Annotated in this window: 12 protein-coding genes and 1 tRNA gene; 7 read left to right on the top strand and 6 right to left on the bottom strand. The window is 50.1% G+C overall.

The window, feature by feature from the left end:
• Window positions 1-134 precede the first annotated feature (134 nt).
• From AC6B99_RS27330 to AC6B99_RS27320, 3 genes are all read right to left on the bottom strand, one after another.
• Window positions 135-977: a methyl-accepting chemotaxis protein gene (locus AC6B99_RS27330; RefSeq protein ID WP_056035125.1), complete on the bottom strand. Its 843-nt coding sequence runs from the start codon at window positions 975-977 to the stop codon at window positions 135-137.
• A gap of 361 nt (window positions 978-1,338) precedes the next feature.
• Window positions 1,339-1,869: a chromate transporter gene (locus AC6B99_RS27325; RefSeq protein ID WP_496664720.1), complete on the bottom strand. Its 531-nt coding sequence runs from the start codon at window positions 1,867-1,869 to the stop codon at window positions 1,339-1,341.
• A 27-nt stretch (window positions 1,870-1,896) separates the two neighbouring features.
• The gene (locus tag AC6B99_RS27320) at window positions 1,897-2,526 is read right to left on the bottom strand and encodes a chromate transporter (protein ID WP_056035132.1); all 630 of its coding nucleotides are present in this window, start codon (window positions 2,524-2,526) and stop codon (window positions 1,897-1,899) included.
• 265 nt (window positions 2,527-2,791) lie between these two features.
• On the opposite strand from AC6B99_RS27320, the gene AC6B99_RS27315 reads away from it, so the two are divergent.
• Both AC6B99_RS27315 and AC6B99_RS27310 read left to right on the top strand, forming a co-directional pair.
• Window positions 2,792-3,991 carry an ROK family protein gene (locus AC6B99_RS27315; RefSeq protein ID WP_494864994.1) on the top strand — a complete coding sequence of 400 codons (1,200 nt, stop codon included), beginning with the start codon at window positions 2,792-2,794 and terminating at the stop codon, window positions 3,989-3,991.
• Between the two features lie 143 nt (window positions 3,992-4,134).
• Window positions 4,135-4,211 (top strand) — tRNA-Arg (locus AC6B99_RS27310).
• Window positions 4,212-4,445: 234 nt separating this feature from the next.
• Here the strand turns inward: AC6B99_RS27310 and AC6B99_RS27305 are convergent.
• Window positions 4,446-5,735, bottom strand: coding sequence for a galactokinase (locus AC6B99_RS27305; RefSeq protein ID WP_056035137.1), 1,290 nt, complete (start codon window positions 5,733-5,735; stop codon window positions 4,446-4,448).
• A 300-nt stretch (window positions 5,736-6,035) separates the two neighbouring features.
• On the opposite strand from AC6B99_RS27305, the gene AC6B99_RS27300 reads away from it, so the two are divergent.
• Entirely contained in the window at window positions 6,036-9,353 is a 3,318-nt protein-coding gene (locus AC6B99_RS27300; protein ID WP_496664719.1) for an OmpL47-type beta-barrel domain-containing protein, read from the top strand.
• A gap of 336 nt (window positions 9,354-9,689) precedes the next feature.
• Here the strand turns inward: AC6B99_RS27300 and AC6B99_RS27295 are convergent, their stop codons facing one another.
• On the bottom strand, window positions 9,690-11,285 hold the full coding sequence (locus AC6B99_RS27295) for a bifunctional metallophosphatase/5'-nucleotidase (protein WP_496664718.1): 1,596 nt from the start codon (window positions 11,283-11,285) through the stop codon (window positions 9,690-9,692).
• 181 nt (window positions 11,286-11,466) lie between these two features.
• Between AC6B99_RS27295 and AC6B99_RS27290 the strand changes: the two genes are divergently transcribed.
• From AC6B99_RS27290 to phnE (AC6B99_RS27275), 4 genes are all read left to right on the top strand, one after another.
• A complete protein-coding gene (locus AC6B99_RS27290; RefSeq protein ID WP_056035145.1) occupies window positions 11,467-12,465 on the top strand; it encodes a phosphate/phosphite/phosphonate ABC transporter substrate-binding protein in 999 nt (332 codons plus the stop codon).
• A gap of 138 nt (window positions 12,466-12,603) precedes the next feature.
• Window positions 12,604-13,377 carry a phosphonate ABC transporter ATP-binding protein gene (phnC, locus tag AC6B99_RS27285; RefSeq protein ID WP_496664717.1) on the top strand — a complete coding sequence of 258 codons (774 nt, stop codon included), beginning with the start codon at window positions 12,604-12,606 and terminating at the stop codon, window positions 13,375-13,377.
• The gene (gene phnE, locus AC6B99_RS27280) at window positions 13,374-14,180 is read left to right on the top strand and encodes a phosphonate ABC transporter, permease protein PhnE (protein WP_056035152.1); all 807 of its coding nucleotides are present in this window, start codon (window positions 13,374-13,376) and stop codon (window positions 14,178-14,180) included. The genes phnC and phnE (AC6B99_RS27280) overlap by 4 nt, the downstream gene beginning before the upstream one ends.
• On the top strand, window positions 14,177-14,983 hold the full coding sequence (gene phnE, locus AC6B99_RS27275) for a phosphonate ABC transporter, permease protein PhnE (protein ID WP_496664716.1): 807 nt from the start codon (window positions 14,177-14,179) through the stop codon (window positions 14,981-14,983). The genes phnE (AC6B99_RS27280) and phnE (AC6B99_RS27275) overlap by 4 nt, the downstream gene beginning before the upstream one ends.
• Window positions 14,984-15,237: 254 nt before the next feature.
• Here the strand turns inward: phnE (AC6B99_RS27275) and AC6B99_RS27270 are convergent, their stop codons facing one another.
• A complete protein-coding gene (locus AC6B99_RS27270; protein WP_056035158.1) occupies window positions 15,238-16,077 on the bottom strand; it encodes an Rpn family recombination-promoting nuclease/putative transposase in 840 nt (279 codons plus the stop codon).
• Window positions 16,078-16,099: the final 22 nt, after the last annotated feature.

The raw sequence follows: 16,099 nt of genomic DNA, 5'->3' as shown, positions 1-16,099 counted from the left end.
CTAGGAGAAACCTTGATATAGCTGACATTTTGAAAAAAAGCCCTGCCTCCTGACGGTTATCGCCAAGGGGCAAGGCTTCTCTCGCTTGCAAAATGCTGAAAGCGTTTGTCCCAAACAGATCTTTCATTCTGGAACTATGATTCCGTAAGATTGTAGGAAATCATCTGATCAGCTATGTCCTTCATCGATTGGCTTGAGCTTTGCAGACGCTCGATCACGCTCGTAAAAGCGCTAACCATGGAAGCCTGCTCCTCGGATGAGGCCACAATTTGCGAAATTTCGCGTTCCATGCCTTTTATCGACGTCTGAATATCACCAAGCGCCTTCTCAATTTCTACAGTCGCTTTTTTGGAATCGACGGACAGCTTGCGCACCTCGGTGGCCACGACGCCAAAGCCTGCTCCTGCTTCACCTGCGCGCGCCGCTTCAATTGCTGCGTTCAGCCCGAGCATATTCGTCTGCTCAGATACCTCTTTAATAAAGCCCGCTACTTTGTTGATTTGCTTCGAGTTTTCCGCTGTTGTTTTCGAATTTTCCGAAATTTGTTCACTTGCCGCTTGCAATTCCTCGGAGTGGGCTGCCATTTGCTGTACCATCTGCACCAAATGCTCTGTAATGGAATGACTTTCGCGCACAAGATGCTCCAGCTGATTCTGGTTCGTTAAATTATAAGCAACGCAAAAAACAGCCTCCACCTCGCCATTCTCGTTCTTAAGCGGTATATTTACAACATCCATTGCAATTCCAAACGTTTCCTGGGGAATATGGGTGATGCTTTCCTCCCTGCCATTTTTGAGCGCGGCAAAATTCATAAAGCCCTCAGAAAGCGTATCGCCTGTTTTGAAGCCCATATCGACTCCCGGCATAGGCAAATAATAAAGCATATGAGTGCGGTCATATAGAGACAGGCTTGCACTCTCCCGCATCATCTTCCGGATGTAAGGCATGGCGTGGAGCATAGCTTGGACTGAATTCATATTGGTATCCCTCACTGTCTAATTCAAGTTGTTTAATTATATTTCGGTAAAAAAGAACTGATTTTTTAGGTCTTTTGAATTATTTTTTATTAAATTTTTAGTAAAAACTCTTTAATCCGTTCGACAATATGTTCCACATGGAACATTATCCTTCGCGAATGCTGTTGAATTCATGATTTGAAAGAAAGCCAAAAGCCGCTTGTTTCGGGAGCTTGCTGCAAGGAGCAAACTCTCAAAACAAGCGGCTTTATGCGACTTCTTACCCCATCATATACCTTCATACAGCTTCAAGCTGGAAAATAACGTTTTATTAGCAAACGAATGAACGGCTTTTTCTTTGCGCACCCTTCGACAATGGCTGCTAAAATAAAATGATACCCGCTGCCCCTGCTCCGGCAATGATAATAAACGGATGCAGCTTAAAGCGCATTAGTAAAAACAAGCTGCCTGCAACAATGAGCAGCATTCCAGCGAACGACCAGCTCAGAATCGCGCCAGCAGTCGGATATCCGAAATGAATGGCTGCATAGACCATTAGGCCGGTAATCATCGGCTTCAAGCCGTAAAAGGAGGCCGACAGCCATTTATTATTTTGAAGGCGGAGGATAAACGCTGACAGCACAATCATGAGCACCAGCGACGGCAGCACCATGCCAGCAGTCGATATGATCGCTCCCGTGATGCCGGCTGTCTGATAACCGATTAACGTCGCCGAATTTGTTGCAATGGAGCCCGGCGCCATCCCGGCAAGGGAGACGGCCTGCTCAAATTCCCCTTGCGTCATCCAGCCTCGGGATAGAGCCTCATATTGAATAATCGGAATAACCGCGTAGCCCCCTCCAAACGACACACAGCCTATTTTCAAAAAAACAATAAACAGCTCTCCGAGCATGCTCCGTCCCCCCTCCCCATTTCCCGTCTAAATGTAGTATTCAATTTCGCTGCTGCTTCTGCTGACAGAAGCTTTCTCCGTCAATACCTTCATCCCCAGCAGCTGCTTGCCCTTCGTGAATATGATGCCTCCAAGCAGCCCCGCCATGACGACGTAAATCGGATTAATCGCAGTAAACAGCAGCACAGCGAGCGTCACAACCGCTACGAATGTCGTCGCAACATCAAACAATGCCGTCCGCGCCATGCGGTAAGCGGCCATCACCATTAAGGCGATGACCGCCCCATGTATCCCTTTAAGCGCCGCCACCAGCTTCGGATGATCGCCAAAGGCGCGTATAAACAAGCCCAGCAGCAAAACGAGCAGCAGCGTAGGGAGCGTTATGCCAACGATGGCGATAATAGCTCCTGCGGCACCGGCCTGGCGATAGCCAACCATCGCTGCAGCATTGACGCCTACACCGCCTGGCGCTGACCCTGCTAGCGAAATGAGCTGCGTCCATTCTTTTTCATCCAGCCACTGCCGCTTCTGTACGGCCTCCCGCTCGATCATCGGCATCATCGCATAGCCGCCGCCAAACGTTGTAGGTCCAATTCGAAAAAATATCCAAAACAGCTGCAGCAGCATGCCCAGCCGTTTATTTTGTCCATTTGCCATGAGGTTCCCTCCATTGATGGGGTGATGCTTTCTCTCTATTATACCACCTTTATTCCATATTGAATTTAAGTAATTGAAAAAAGGCTCGTAATTTCGTTTTATCGAAGCTATTCGATTGAATTATGAGTGATTTGGGTTGAGTTTATTTCTTTTCGAATAAATGTTCGAAGCAGACATGAACATAGCGACTGTCCATGAATTACGATATAATGAGGAGTGGCACTTTCATTTTTTTCATCCTACCTACAGTAAGCAGGGATTAGTTATGTACAAAGCGGAACGGAGCGTTCCCTCTCATAAAGAGCTTATTTATACACAAATCGCCGAGCAAGGCACCGTATCGAAAGCGGAGCTGCTGGACAGGCACAAGCTGACGAGCAGTACGCTAACGCGTGTATTGGAGGAGCTTGTGATGGACGGGCTGATTCAGGAGACGGGTCTTGGTCCCTCCAGCGGCGGCAGACGGCCGATTTTGTATCAGATTCATGCGGAGTACCGGTACATCTTTGGACTCGAAATTTCGCGTTTCTCTTCGACATTAGGCTTATTCGATATGCAGCTGAATCAGAAATCACTCGTTCGCTGGCGGATGGATGAAGCGATGACACCGCAGGCGCTGGTCGACTACGCGTCGCAGCTGATGCGTACCCTTCTTCGGGATCACCGGATTGAGCGGGAGCAGATTCTCGGCATTGGCATTGGGGCGGTTGGGCCGCTTGACCGGAGCAGCGGGATGATTTTGGACCCGCTGTATTTTGCGGCCAGGGGCTGGACGCAGGTTCCGATTTGCCAGATGTTTGAGGAAGCGACCGGATTCACAGCGTTTCTCGAAAATGGCGCCAACACCGCGCTGCTCGGCGAGCGCTGGGCGCTGCGCCATGAAGACATCGAGCATGCGCTGTATGTGCATGCCGGCGTCAGCCTGCGCTCCGCGATCATGTCGTATGGCCGTATCGTCCATGGCACGATGGATATGGAAGGCTCGATCGGACAGATGATTATTCACACTGATGGGCCACGGCTGTCTTCGGCAGGAAATTACGGAGCGCTGGAGGCGTACGCTTCGATTCAGGCGCTGGAGCATCAGGCACGCTCCCATGCGAAGATGGGGCAGGATTCGCTGCTCAAAGCGTATTCCGTCACGCCCGAGCAGCTGAACTATGAAGTGCTGCTGCAAGCTCTGTCGGCCGATGATCCGTATGTGCGGGAGCTGTTCCAGCAGTCCGCCGTCTATTTCGGCGTCGGCCTGGCGAATTTGATTAATATTTTTCACCCGGAGCTTGTTATTCTGGGCGGCGCTTTAATTAATTCAAAGCCTATGTATTTTCAGACCGCTACAGATACTGCGAAGAAAAACACCTACTACTCCCCCGCCTATGAGCCGAGATTTTCCAAAGGCCAGCTCAAAGAGGATGCCGTCGTAACCGGCGCGGCGCTGACTGTGCGCAATAAGATGCGGATTTAATAAGCGTGATGAAAATAGTGCAGCAGGGCAGCAAAATGGTTGAGCGGACTGATGAAGCCTCAGTTCAATAGGCTGACCAAACGGTTAGGCAGGCAAGCCTTGTTGCTTGATCCCGCCTTCCATGGTAAAATAATCAATGCTGCGCGCCCGTAGCTCAGCAGGATAGAGCGACAGTTTCCTAAACTGCAGGTCGTACGTTCGAATCGTATCGGGCGCGCCATAACAAAGTCTTCAAAACCTTTATTCTATAAGGGTTTTTCTTTTTTTTACACCAGAATCAAAATGGGCTTTATTCTGTTTGGTGCCCAGTTGGGAACAAATTAGTGCCGTTTTTCTCAACTGTATTGCACGCATTTCAATAGCAAAGAAGCCCCATTAATCTAATGATTTCTGGGGCTTCTGCAATTCCAAGCCTATTCAATCAATACCCGGACTGGCTCCGCATTTCAACTTACTACCTATCTAACAGTTCATTTAAGCATACAGCCCCATGCTCACGCACATTCACGACCAGCACAGGCGTGTCCAGCATTCCGCCAATCCATGACATATACGCTTCCGCATGCTCGTTAGGAATAATGGTCAAAATCACTCCAGCGAATCCTCCGCCATGAACTCGGCATGCGCCATCGCCGATTTTTTTCAAATAGTTTTCAGTAAGGGACAGGGCGATAGCGATCTCCTGATTTTGAATAGCCCCGCTTTGATATACATTTTGAAGCCATTTCCAAGATGAATTCCCCGAAGCCGTAATGAGCGTCAAGAAATCATTGAACCTGCCATCCTCAAGTGCCAGCACCTGCTCATCGACGCGCTGATTTTCCGCAAAGAAATGCAAGGCGCGCAGTACAGCCCGGTCTCCAGCCGCTTCTCTAACCGCCTTCAAATTAGCGTAAATATCCTCTGGCGCTAAATCACGGCAGACCGAAGCTCCTAGCGCTTTGGCCACCGCATACATCTCATTAGGTACCGCCGCATAATCTTCCGTTAAATCAGCATGATTTCCGCCTGTATTTACAATGACCAAGGAGTAGCCATTTTTCTGAAAATCCCAACGCACGGGCTTAATAACAGGCTCCTTAGGCGTCTCAAAATCAATCGCGATTAAACCGCCATAGGCGCAGGCCATTTGGTCCAGCAGGCCGGACGGCTTATTCCAATAGCGATTTTCAGCAAATTGGCCGACTTTAGAGAGCGACACAGCATCAAGCTTTCCATCATTATAATAATGATTTAGAATCGTGCCGATTAGCATTTCGAAAGACGCAGAAGAGCTTAATCCCGATGCAGCAAATACGTTGCTCGATATATAAGCATGGAAGCCGCCTACTTGAAAGCCCGCATTAATGAATCCGGCTGCAATGCCGCGAACCAACGAGGTCGTGCCATCGTCTCCAGACCGAGGCTGTATATCCTGAAGATCAATCACATATTTCGTTGCATAGCCTTCCGAGAAAAAGGTAATAACAGGCTCGTCCACCTTCACCGCCGCCCCAATCGTATCCAGCGTAATGCTTCCCGCTAGAACCTTGCCGTGATTATGATCCGTATGGTTGCCGCCAATCTCACATCTTCCAGGGGAGCTAAACAGTCCAATCTCCTGTTCTCCGAAATACGTCTGAAATTGCTCAACAAGCGATTGATACCGGTTAGTTTGCTCTACAAGCTGCTGCTTGCCATACATTTGGACAAGCAGCTCCTGTCCCTCGGCCGTTTGCAGCCTTTTTAGCATTTGATTACTCATCTTAATTCCTCCTATATGTCACCTTTAATTGACTTAATAGACTTGATTAACTCGATAAACTTGAACCATACTCTTATCTACAGCCGCTTCATCACAATTATCTCAAATTATGTCCCTATATAGTAGGGCACGAATGCAAGATATACGCTCTTCTTAAACGCCTAGTCCATCCTCCCCAATTCACGCCTCACATAGGAATATTTAACTATTTTTTACAAATTCATATCACTATAGCAGATGTTCACATGCTAGAATATGGACGAACGCTAAGATTAATGATTCATGGGAGGAATGGAATTGATGAAGCTTACACAACGGAAGTCATCCTTGTCACACAAATGGATCAAGTCGCTTATCGCTCTATCTGTCGCTATTCCGCTGCAAGCTGGTTTATGGGGCGGCACGACAGCGGTTCACGCTGAGGGCCCCACTGACCCGGCCCCTTTTATCCAGCCTAAAGTCGTGAACGAAAACGCTGGAAAAAAGATTTTGTTCGACAATACCCACGCCCAGACCGCTGGAGCAGCAGATTGGGTCATTGACGGCGGCTTCTCTGATTTCGGCGACGCACTCGCTAATGATGGCTATTATGTTCAAGAGCTTCGCAAAACAACCCCATTTACCTACAATGATTTGAAAGATTACAGCGTATTCGTCATCGCAGAACCCAACATCCCTTTCAAAGCAACAGAACAAGCTGCTATGACGCAGTATGTAGAAGGCGGCGGCAGCATTTTCTTCGTTGGCGACCACTACAACGCCGATCGCAACAAAAACCGCTGGGACGGCTCCGAAGCGATCAACGGCTACCGCCGTGGTGCATGGACAGATCCGGCAAAAGGCATGAGCGCTGAAGAGCGTAGCTCAGAGGCCATGCAAGGCGTAACCAGCTCAGACTGGCTGTCCGACCATTTTGGCGTTCGCTTTCGCTACAACGCGCTTGGCGACATAAGCGCTAATCAAATTGTACCGCAAGAGCAGGCCTTTGGCATCACCGCTGGCGTATCTGCTGTTGCGATGCATGCGGGCTCCACGCTTGCGATTACCGACCCGAATAAAGCCAAAGGCATCGTATATTTGCCACAAACGAATCAAGCTTGGGGCAGCGCCGTAGACCAAGGCGTATACAACGGCGGCGGTGTCGCTGAAGGGCCTTATGTCGCTGTCTCCAAGCTGGGAGCAGGCAAGGCCGCTTTTATCGGGGACTCCTCTCCGGTTGAAGATGCTTCTCCAAAATATTTGCGCGAGGAAACCGGAGCGCGCAAAACGACCTACGACGGCTTTAAAGAGGAAGATGACGGCGTATTGCTCGTGAATTTGGTCAATTGGCTCGCTGAGCAGGAAAGCTACACGAGTCTTACCGAGGTTGACGGTCTGCAATTGGACAGCGCTACGGCATTGCTGCCTTTTGAGAACCCTGCTGCTTCGACGGAGCCGCAGCCGGAGCCATGGTCCGCGCCAAGCGCGGGCTACAAATGGTACGACCGTTCTACATTTAAGCCTGGCTCGTACGGCGGCCCAACAGCGAGCGCCAATGCCGCTTACAGCTTCGTCAAGCAGGCGACGCTTCCGAACGCGCAGGATTTTCAAATTCGTGTTGTCGCCGACAATTTGCCTGCCAATACGACCGTATCCGGCTTTAGCGCCGGCATTTATTTGACCGGAGGCACGCAGGTCGCCATGGTTCAAAATGAAAATGGCACCTGGCCGTCTGCCTACGGCTACAGCTCAGCTTTTAGTGTCACATCGGACAGCAAAGGACATGCCTTTAAAGATTTGACCGTCCGTATTAAATCTGGAACGTCCGGTGCAGCCAGCTTGCGCCTGCGCTTGAACGGAAGCAATCTGATTACGAACGCAGTAACCGTAGGCAATGTACCGGCAGAGCCGCTTCCTGAAGAGGAAGGTCCGATCCCTGCTCTGGTTCCCATTACGGAAGCTCGTAATAAGCCAGTCGGCTCGACCGTAACGGTTGAAGGAATCGTGACGACGGAGCCGGGCGCATTTGGCGGACAAGCTTTTTATTTGCAGGATGACTCAGGCGGCCTTTATGTGTTCCAAAGCGCAAGCGGCTTCCATCAAGGCGACCGCATTAAAGTGACAGCCGCTACAGCTCTATACAATTCGGAGCTTGAGTTGACCGATGTTATCGCTATCGAAAAAACCGGCACAGCGCCGCTGCCAGCCCCCCTTGCAGCAGACCGCGTCTCGGCAAATAACCAGGGTCAGCTTGTTCAGCTTTCAGAAGTAACGATTCAAAATTTGACGAGTGCAACGCCAGTCGGTTCTTTCGAGTTTGACGCCGTCGATGCTGCCGGAATCAGCAACCATATCCGCGTAGACACACGCACTGGCTTATCGCTAGCTTCCTTCCCTTATGTCGAAGGCCAGCAGGTTAGCATTACAGGCGTTGCCGCTATTTTCAGAGATGTCTTTCAATTGAAGCCACGCGGGCTTAGCGATTTCACCCTGCAAGGCGATACAGCCACTCCGGAGACAACGGCTTCCCTTTCCGCTTCGCCTAATGAGGCGGGATGGCTGAACCAAGACGTTTCCGTAACCTTGACAGCAACCGATGACGCAAGCAGCACCTCCCCTCTTCGCACAGAATACGCCGTGAACGGGAGTGTCTACCAAGCCTATGAAGCACCATTTCCTATTAATGAGGAAGGAAGCTCTGTTATTTCTTTCTTCTCTACAGATGCGGCTGGCAATAAAGAAGCGGTGAAATCTGTAACGGTCAAGCTGGATAAATCAGCACCCGACGTGATTTTAACGCAGTCCGGAGGCGCGATAGCTGATGCTTCCGAGACGGATACGCTTATTTTTGCGCTGAGCAGCTCGGATGCCTTGTCTGGTATTGCTAGCGAGCAGCTGCTGCTGGACGGCCAGCCTGTTAACAGCCCTTATTCCATTAAAGGCTCTGAGCTTGGCATTGGCACTCATAACGTTGCTTACTCGGTAACGGATTTTGCCGGCAATCAAGCTTCCCTGCAAGCTTCTTTCCGCATTACCGGGCAGCCGCTTGCGGTAGGTGCTCCTGGAATGCCTGTGCTTTCGAGCAACAACGGCTATGATACAGGCTTGCAAGACGGTGACTATACGATTTCCTTGAATATGTGGTGGGGCAACAATGGGACGAGCTACAAGCTTTATGAAAATGGCGAGCTGATTGACAGCCAGACGCTGCCTGATGTCTCCCCCTCTGCCCAATTTGCCCAAACCCATGTAAGCGGCAAGGCCAATGGAACGTACACGTATACCGCTGAGCTTACTAATGCCAAGGGGACAACCCGCAGCGAGATTTTAACGGTACGCGTGACCGATGCTTCTCCAGGCAAGCCTGTGCTGTCGCAAGACAACTGGGACGGTGACGGCCAATACAGCATTACCATGAATATGTGGTGGGGAACGAACGCGACGGAATACCGTTTGTACGAAAATAACGAGCTTATCGATACCCAGTCGCTGAAAGCAGCTGCTCCTGCCGCTCAACATGCCGTAACAGCACTGTCTGGCCGCCAGCTTGGGTCTTACGAATATCGGGCCGAGCTTGTGAATGCAGCAGGAGTGACAACGAGCGAAACGATCACCGTTCAAGCAAGCGTAAACGGCTGAAGCCGTCCTTTGGCGGCAAAGCTATCGTTTCGCGGAGAAATATAGAGAAAGAGGATAAAATAATCATATAATTTCCTATATTTCAAGGTGAAACGGCTGTCGCCATCCTTGGCGACGCGGCGCGTTTCATTCCGGGAAAAATAGAGATAGGATAACGAAAGAATATCCTTTCCTATATTTTTAAAAAATAGTTCTGCCTATTCTGGCGACAAGCTCCCAGTACCGGACAGCAGCGCTTGCTCATCCATTCTTGCTCACAAATTCAGCTCTCGCGATTCCTTTATGGAAACACGAGAGCTTTTTTATTTAGCAACGGTATTTGACGCACACAAACCTTTACCCTGCTGTAACCTTCCAATTCCCCGCGCGAGGGGCATCCAGCGGCTGATGTTTGCGGATGTAATTTTCGGCGAGCATCGCCATATCCGTATCACCGGCAAAAAGAACAGGCTTTCCTGCATACATCGCGTAATTGCCGCCGCCAGCCGCACGATAGCTGTTCATTACAACCGAATACTGAGCATCCATCTGCAAGGGCTCTCCATCGCGATCAAGCTTGACCACCCGGCTTCCCTCCGGCCGTGAAATATCCAGCTCATAGTCGATGCCTGCCCACATGTCGTAGTTATAATGCTGCGCCTTCGGCTCCATGTACAATGGATTTACAATAATCTCCCCCTGATCGTCCAGTGAAAAATAACACGCAGCCTGCTCCAACGCAGCCCGAATGTCCTGCCCGCTTAGCTCCAGCACCGTCAGCGTGTTGGGATAAATAAAATTCGAGAGCACATCCCGCATCGTTACCTTGTTCCCAAAACCGCGCGCCTCCTCGCTTAGCAAAGCAGCGTTAGAAAGCTGTGCTCCCGTAGCCTCCATCTGGACCTGATGGACAAAAGCAAGGAACGGATGGGCAGCCAGCCTCAGCTCAGCTGCATTCTGGATCGACAGATCGCCAATGATTTCGCCAATCGGCTGATCCAGCCAAGCTTGTGCACGTCGCTCCAGCTCATCGGTAAGCGTAAGAACGGCGGCGTCAGGCAAGGCAGACTCCTCTGGATAAAGCAGCTCGGCTCGCTTGCTCGCAATTGCCCAGCGGCCTTCGGGCTGCCGCTCCAGCTGTACCGCAACATGAGCAGCAGATGATCCGTTATAGCCCGTCTGCACAATCGTGACGCCATGCAGCTCCTCCGCAAACGACCGATGCTGATGCCCGGTCAGCAATACATCTATGCCTTCCACCTCGCGGCAAATGGCATAGGCTTGATTTTCACCCGTCAGCGGTTCGGCTGGTTGACCTGTTGCTAGATCATTTTCGAAGCCTCCGTGATAGCTGACTATAACGAGATCCGGCTGCTCCTTGTCGCGTATGTGCTGAACCCATGTCCGAAGCGTCTCTAACGCGTCAAGAAAACGCAGCCCTTTCAGATTTTGAGGCTGCTCCCAGTTGGGAATGTAGTGGGTTGTAGCCCCAAGCAGGGCGACTTTTACGCCAGAAGCCATTTGCTTCATGATGAACGGAGGCCCAAAAGCGGGCTCGCCACTTTGTTCATCGACGATATTAGCCGACAGCCATGGAAATTTTGAAGCCTGAACAGCACGGTTCAGCATATCCAGGCCGTAATTAAATTCATGATTGCCCATAACAGCAGCATCATAGCCAAGCTCATTCAACACCTCTATAAAAGGATGCGTGTCATAGCTGTCTTGAAAGGCAGCAGCGTAGGAAGCCAGCGGCGAGCCCTGCAGCAAATCCCCATTGTCCACCAGCAGCAGCTCAGGCGCCCGTTCGCGTTCCTGCTTAATTCGCGCTGCCAATAAAGCCAGTCCGTTATGGCTGTAGGCATTGGTCGGGTAATGGATCGGACGGATCGCGCCGTGCAGATCACTCGTCAGTATAATTTCGCAGGTGTACTTGTTCGTTTGCGTCAACATAAACCTCTCCCTCGTTGCAGCATCATTTTTTTCCAATGTAACTATTCTAGCAAAATCATTTTCAACTTAGCAGTGCATAAGCTTGTTTTACAATTAATTCATTTATCGTTGATACTCCGCAAATATAAATTGAATATAGTAAGCAAGTGTCAAAAAATACAATCTCTTGGAGGGTTTTTGATTGAAAAAGATGTATGCCTTTATGTTGCCTCTGTTACTGACTACGCTCTTGCTTGGAGCTTGCGGAACGAACAATACGACTGGTTCGGCTGGTACCGAATCCGCTAGTCCTAGTTCAAGCCCATCTACAGCTGCCTCAACTGAGCCAGCACCAACAGCTAGTGCAGACACAGGCTATGTGCCAACAACACTGACTGTCCAATTCGTCCCTTCACAAAATGCAGATACGCTGGAAGCGAAAGCAAAGCCGCTTGAGAAGCTTCTGGGAGACAAGCTTGGCATTCCGGTAAAGGTCAGCGTGTCGACTGACTACAACACAATCATTGAAGCAATGGCATCTAAAAAGGTAGACGTTGGCTTCCTGCCTCCAACTGCTTATGTACTGGCTAAAGAAAAAGGCGCAGCTGAAGTTATTTTGCAGGCGCAGCGCTTTGGCGTAAACGATGAGACTGGCGCTCCTACAGACCAGCTTGTTGATTTCTACAAATCCTTGATTATTGTGAAAAAAGATTCGCCGATTCAATCGGTGGAAGAGCTTAAAGGCAAAAAAATCGCCTATCAGAACGTGACGTCATCCGCTGGTTTTGTATGGCCGGCCGCCCTGCTGATGGACAAGGGTCTGAACCCGCTTAGCGATGTGCAGCCTGTAACGGTTAAAGGCCATGACCAAGGTGTTATTGCGGTAATCAATGGCGATGTGGATGCGGCGGCGATTTTCCAAGATGCGCGCAATACCGTCATGAAGGATTTCCCTACCGTGTTTGAAGACACGCGTGTGCTTTCGTTTACAGAAGCGATTCCTAACGATACGATTTCCGTTCGTTCCGACATGAGCGCGGAATGGTCTGCTAAAATTACGCAAGCTTTCATTGATATCGGCAAAGATACAGAAGGACATGCCATTATTAAAGAAATTTATTCCCATGAAGGTTATGTGCAATCCGATGACAGCAAGTTCGATATCGTTCGTCAATATAATGAAAAAGTAAAAACAGAGTAGTACGATTTTTCGTCCTGCACCGTGCGGCACAAGGCGAGCCAGTTCAGCGCAAGCGTGCGCTGTGCTGGCTTGTTGCATTGATTGCATTGTTGCCCGCCGCTATTCTCGCACCGAACTTGAACCGAAAGGATTGACGTCATGATTGAGCTTCGTCAAGTATCTAAAGTGTATCCCAATCAGACCAAGGGCCTGAATAATATTAATCTCACCTTCGAACAAGGCGAGTTTGTCGCTGTTGTCGGATTATCGGGTGCAGGCAAGTCTACGCTGCTGCGCTCGATTAATCGGCTGCACGACATTAGCGAGGGCGATATCCTCATTAACGGCAACTCGATTACGAGTGCTCAGGGCCAGAATCTGCGAATGATCCGCCGCGACATTGGCATGATTTTTCAAAGCTTCAATCTCGTCAAACGTTCTACCGTGCTGCGCAATGTGCTGGCAGGGCGCGTCGGCTACCACTCCACTCTTCGTACGATATTGGGCCGTTTTCCCAAAGAGGATGTGGATTTGGCGTTTGAAGCGCTGGAGCGGGTCAACATTTTGGAAAAAGCTTATTCCCGCGCCGACCAGCTTTCCGGCGGACAGCAGCAGCGTGTCGCGATAGCACGCGTGCTGGCGCAAGAGGCCAAAATCATTTTGGCGGACGAGCCTGTCGCTTCGCTAGATCCGCTTACTACAAAGCAAGTCATGGATGATTTGAAGCGAATTAATCAGGAGCTGGGCATTACGACGATCGTTAATCTTCATTTTGTCGATTTAGCTAGGCAATATGCGACGCGAATTGTCGGGCTGCGGGCAGGCGAGGTCGTATTTGATGGCCCTGTAGTTGAAGCTACAGACGAGCGGTTTGCTGAAATTTATGGCAGGCCTCTTCTTGAAGGCGAGCTGCTGGGAGAGGTATCGGCATGAAAAGCCCGCTTGAGACTGGAACAAGCCAGGCGCCCCGTCCCCTGCCGCCTACGCGCACGAAGCATGTGCTGACTACGCTGCTTATTTTGCTGCTGCTCTGGGGCAGTGCCGTGCAGACGGAAGTGAGCTTTAAGGAGCTGATTGAGGGCTTTCCGAACATGTTAGATCTGCTGCGCGAAATGTTTCCTCCCCGCTGGACCTACTTTGATAATATCGTGGACGGCATGCTGGAGACGATTCGCATGGCACTAGTAGGAACAACGATTGGGGCGATTATAGCCATTCCGGTGGCATTGCTGTGCGCGGGCAATTTGATGCCGCATCGCTGGGTGTATTATCCGGCACGATTTTTGCTCAATTTGGTAAGAACGCTGCCTGACCTGCTGCTCGCCGCCCTGTTCGTCGCGGTCTTCGGGCTTGGGCCTGTGCCGGGCATTCTCGCGCTTGCTGTTTTTTCGGTCGGTTTAATCGCCAAGCTGACTTATGAGACATTGGAAACGATAGACCAGGGACCGCTTGAAGCGATGACGGCGGTTGGGGCCAACGCTATTCAGCGCATCGTATTTGGAGTGGTGCCGCAAATTTCGGCTGCCTTTATGTCGTACGTGCTGTATACCTTCGAAATTAATGTGCGGGCAGCCGCCATTCTCGGCCTTGTCGGGGCTGGCGGCATCGGCTTGTTTTATGAAGCGACGCTTGGCTTTCTCGAATATGACAAAACCGCTGTTATTATATTATTTACACTGGTCATTGTTCTGTTTATTGATTTTGCAAGCACAAAGCTGCGGGAGAAACTACTATGACGACGAAAAATGGGGATTACCTCATCCAAAAACCGCGGAAAAACCCGCTTCGGTGGCCGATTATTATTGTGCTTGCGCTCGTTTACATTTGGGCGTTCTCTGGCGTTCCGTTTACTGGCTTTAAAGAGACCGCGGGTCAGATCATGAAGTCGATTATGGCGGGCATTTTTTCTCCCGATTGGGGTTATGTATACTTGCCTGAAGGCGAGGATTTGCTGCGGGGGCTGCTGGATACGCTGGCTATTTCGATACTCGGTACGGTGATTTCGGCTGTGCTTTGCATTCCGTTCGCCTTCTGGTCCGCCCGCAATATGAGCAAATATCGGCCGATTTCCGGCTCGGGCAAAATCATGCTCAGCTTCATCCGGACGTTTCCGGAAATTATTATGGCCATTCTGTTTATTAAAGCGGTCGGCCCCGGCTCATTTGCCGGCGTTCTTGCCCTCGGACTGCATTCGATTGGCATGCTCGGCAAGCTGTTTGCGGACGATATCGAAAATATTGATTTCGGCCCCTCCGAAGCGCTGCTCGCTTCCGGAGCGACGCGTTTGCAGCAGCTTTGGTTCGCTGTGCTGCCTCAAGTGCTGCCGGGCTTTCTGAACTACACGCTGTACCGCTTTGAAATCAACGTCCGCTCAGCCACGATACTGGGCGTCATTGGCGCTGGCGGAATCGGCACGCCGCTGATCTTCGCGCTGAGTACCCGAAGCTGGCCTAGGGTCGGCATTATTTTGCTCGGCATCGTTGTGATGATTACCGTTATTGACCTCATCTCCGGCTATGTTCGCAAGAAGTTGGTGTGAGGCAGCATAGGCGGTAGCAGGGGCCAGCGAAAGCAGCCAGTTGCCTGAGTGAAGTGCAACCCTTAGAGTAGACATTGGAAAACCCATATGGGAACCAATGATGCTTTAAGGGGTACTTGTATAAGGAATGGCTCCAAATTAAATAACAACCGACAGAACACATACTAAATTTCATGAAAAACTTACCACACATTCATAGCGACTAGCAGTATGAAGAGCCAGTCTCCAATGGACTGACTCTTCACCATGTCAATTTAGCCTTGTTTTTTTAGTGCGATGATTTCAGCTTCAGACAGTCCGGATGCCTTAGCTATAATAGCTGTATCAACTCCAAGCTTGAGAAGTTCCAGAGCCATCTGGGCCGCTTTCCTTTTCTCGCCTTCAGCTAACGCTCCTTCAATCATTGAAGCTTCGTCATGAAGATACTTTTGTCTGTCTTCGTACAATCGGCGGGCCTCGGCATCCTGACTAAGAAATTCTAACGTGTCCATTGCTTTCCTCAAAACAGGCTCGTTCATCGTCAGCACCTCCCAATTGGATTTATCGACACCTTTCAAGAAGAGTAACCAGTTGACCAGTCCACCGCTCTCCACAGGAGCCGCATGATCGCTAAGCTTGGGCAATTCGAGAAAATGCAGTTCCATGTCATCTATAAGCGGTATACCACTTCGATCTTCACGCAAATGAAAAACGTTATGATATTGGTTGTTGGGCAGGAACGAGTAGTTCAGGATGTTGATAGTTACACATTTCTTCAACACTTTATATGATTGGCCCTCTTGAAGCTGTCCGCTGTATAGCTTGCTCCAGTAAAAGAGGGTACGTTTCTCGGTATCGTATTTGTTGAATAATTGCATTTCAACGTTGATAAGTTCCCCGTCCGTTGTTTTGCCGCGAATGTCCAATATCGACTGTTTGTCGCGGGGGGCATCTTTTTCGGTGTAAGGATTCAGCAGGATGATTTCTGTCAAAGGCGGTCTGTCAGCTTCTAAAAAGGTCTTGTTCAAGAAGGCAAGCAGAACGTCGCGGTTTTCCTCACTGCCGAAAATCCGTTTGAATAAAAAGTCATTACGGGGATCAAGCAGTTCATTCATCTGCATTCAGCTCCAATCAGTA

The organism is Paenibacillus liaoningensis, assembly GCF_059609455.1.
The sequence above is the reverse complement of the archived record's forward strand: the minus strand, read 5'-3'. Positions and strand labels throughout refer to the sequence as shown.

Coding starts and splice junctions, on each gene's coding strand:
- AC6B99_RS27330 (WP_056035125.1), bottom strand. CDS start 977: ATGAATTCAGTCCAAGCTATGCTCCACGCCATGCCTTACATCCGGAAG.
- AC6B99_RS27325 (WP_496664720.1), bottom strand. CDS start 1,869: ATGCTCGGAGAGCTGTTTATTGTTTTTTTGAAAATAGGCTGTGTGTCG.
- AC6B99_RS27320 (WP_056035132.1), bottom strand. CDS start 2,526: ATGGCAAATGGACAAAATAAACGGCTGGGCATGCTGCTGCAGCTGTTT.
- AC6B99_RS27315 (WP_494864994.1), top strand. CDS start 2,792: ATGTACAAAGCGGAACGGAGCGTTCCCTCTCATAAAGAGCTTATTTAT.
- AC6B99_RS27305 (WP_056035137.1), bottom strand. CDS start 5,735: ATGAGTAATCAAATGCTAAAAAGGCTGCAAACGGCCGAGGGACAGGAG.
- AC6B99_RS27300 (WP_496664719.1), top strand. CDS start 6,036: ATGAAGCTTACACAACGGAAGTCATCCTTGTCACACAAATGGATCAAG.
- AC6B99_RS27295 (WP_496664718.1), bottom strand. CDS start 11,285: ATGTTGACGCAAACGAACAAGTACACCTGCGAAATTATACTGACGAGT.
- phnC (WP_496664717.1), top strand. CDS start 12,604: ATGATTGAGCTTCGTCAAGTATCTAAAGTGTATCCCAATCAGACCAAG.
- phnE (WP_056035152.1), top strand. CDS start 13,374: ATGAAAAGCCCGCTTGAGACTGGAACAAGCCAGGCGCCCCGTCCCCTG.
- phnE (WP_496664716.1), top strand. CDS start 14,177: ATGACGACGAAAAATGGGGATTACCTCATCCAAAAACCGCGGAAAAAC.
- AC6B99_RS27270 (WP_056035158.1), bottom strand. CDS start 16,077: ATGAATGAACTGCTTGATCCCCGTAATGACTTTTTATTCAAACGGATT.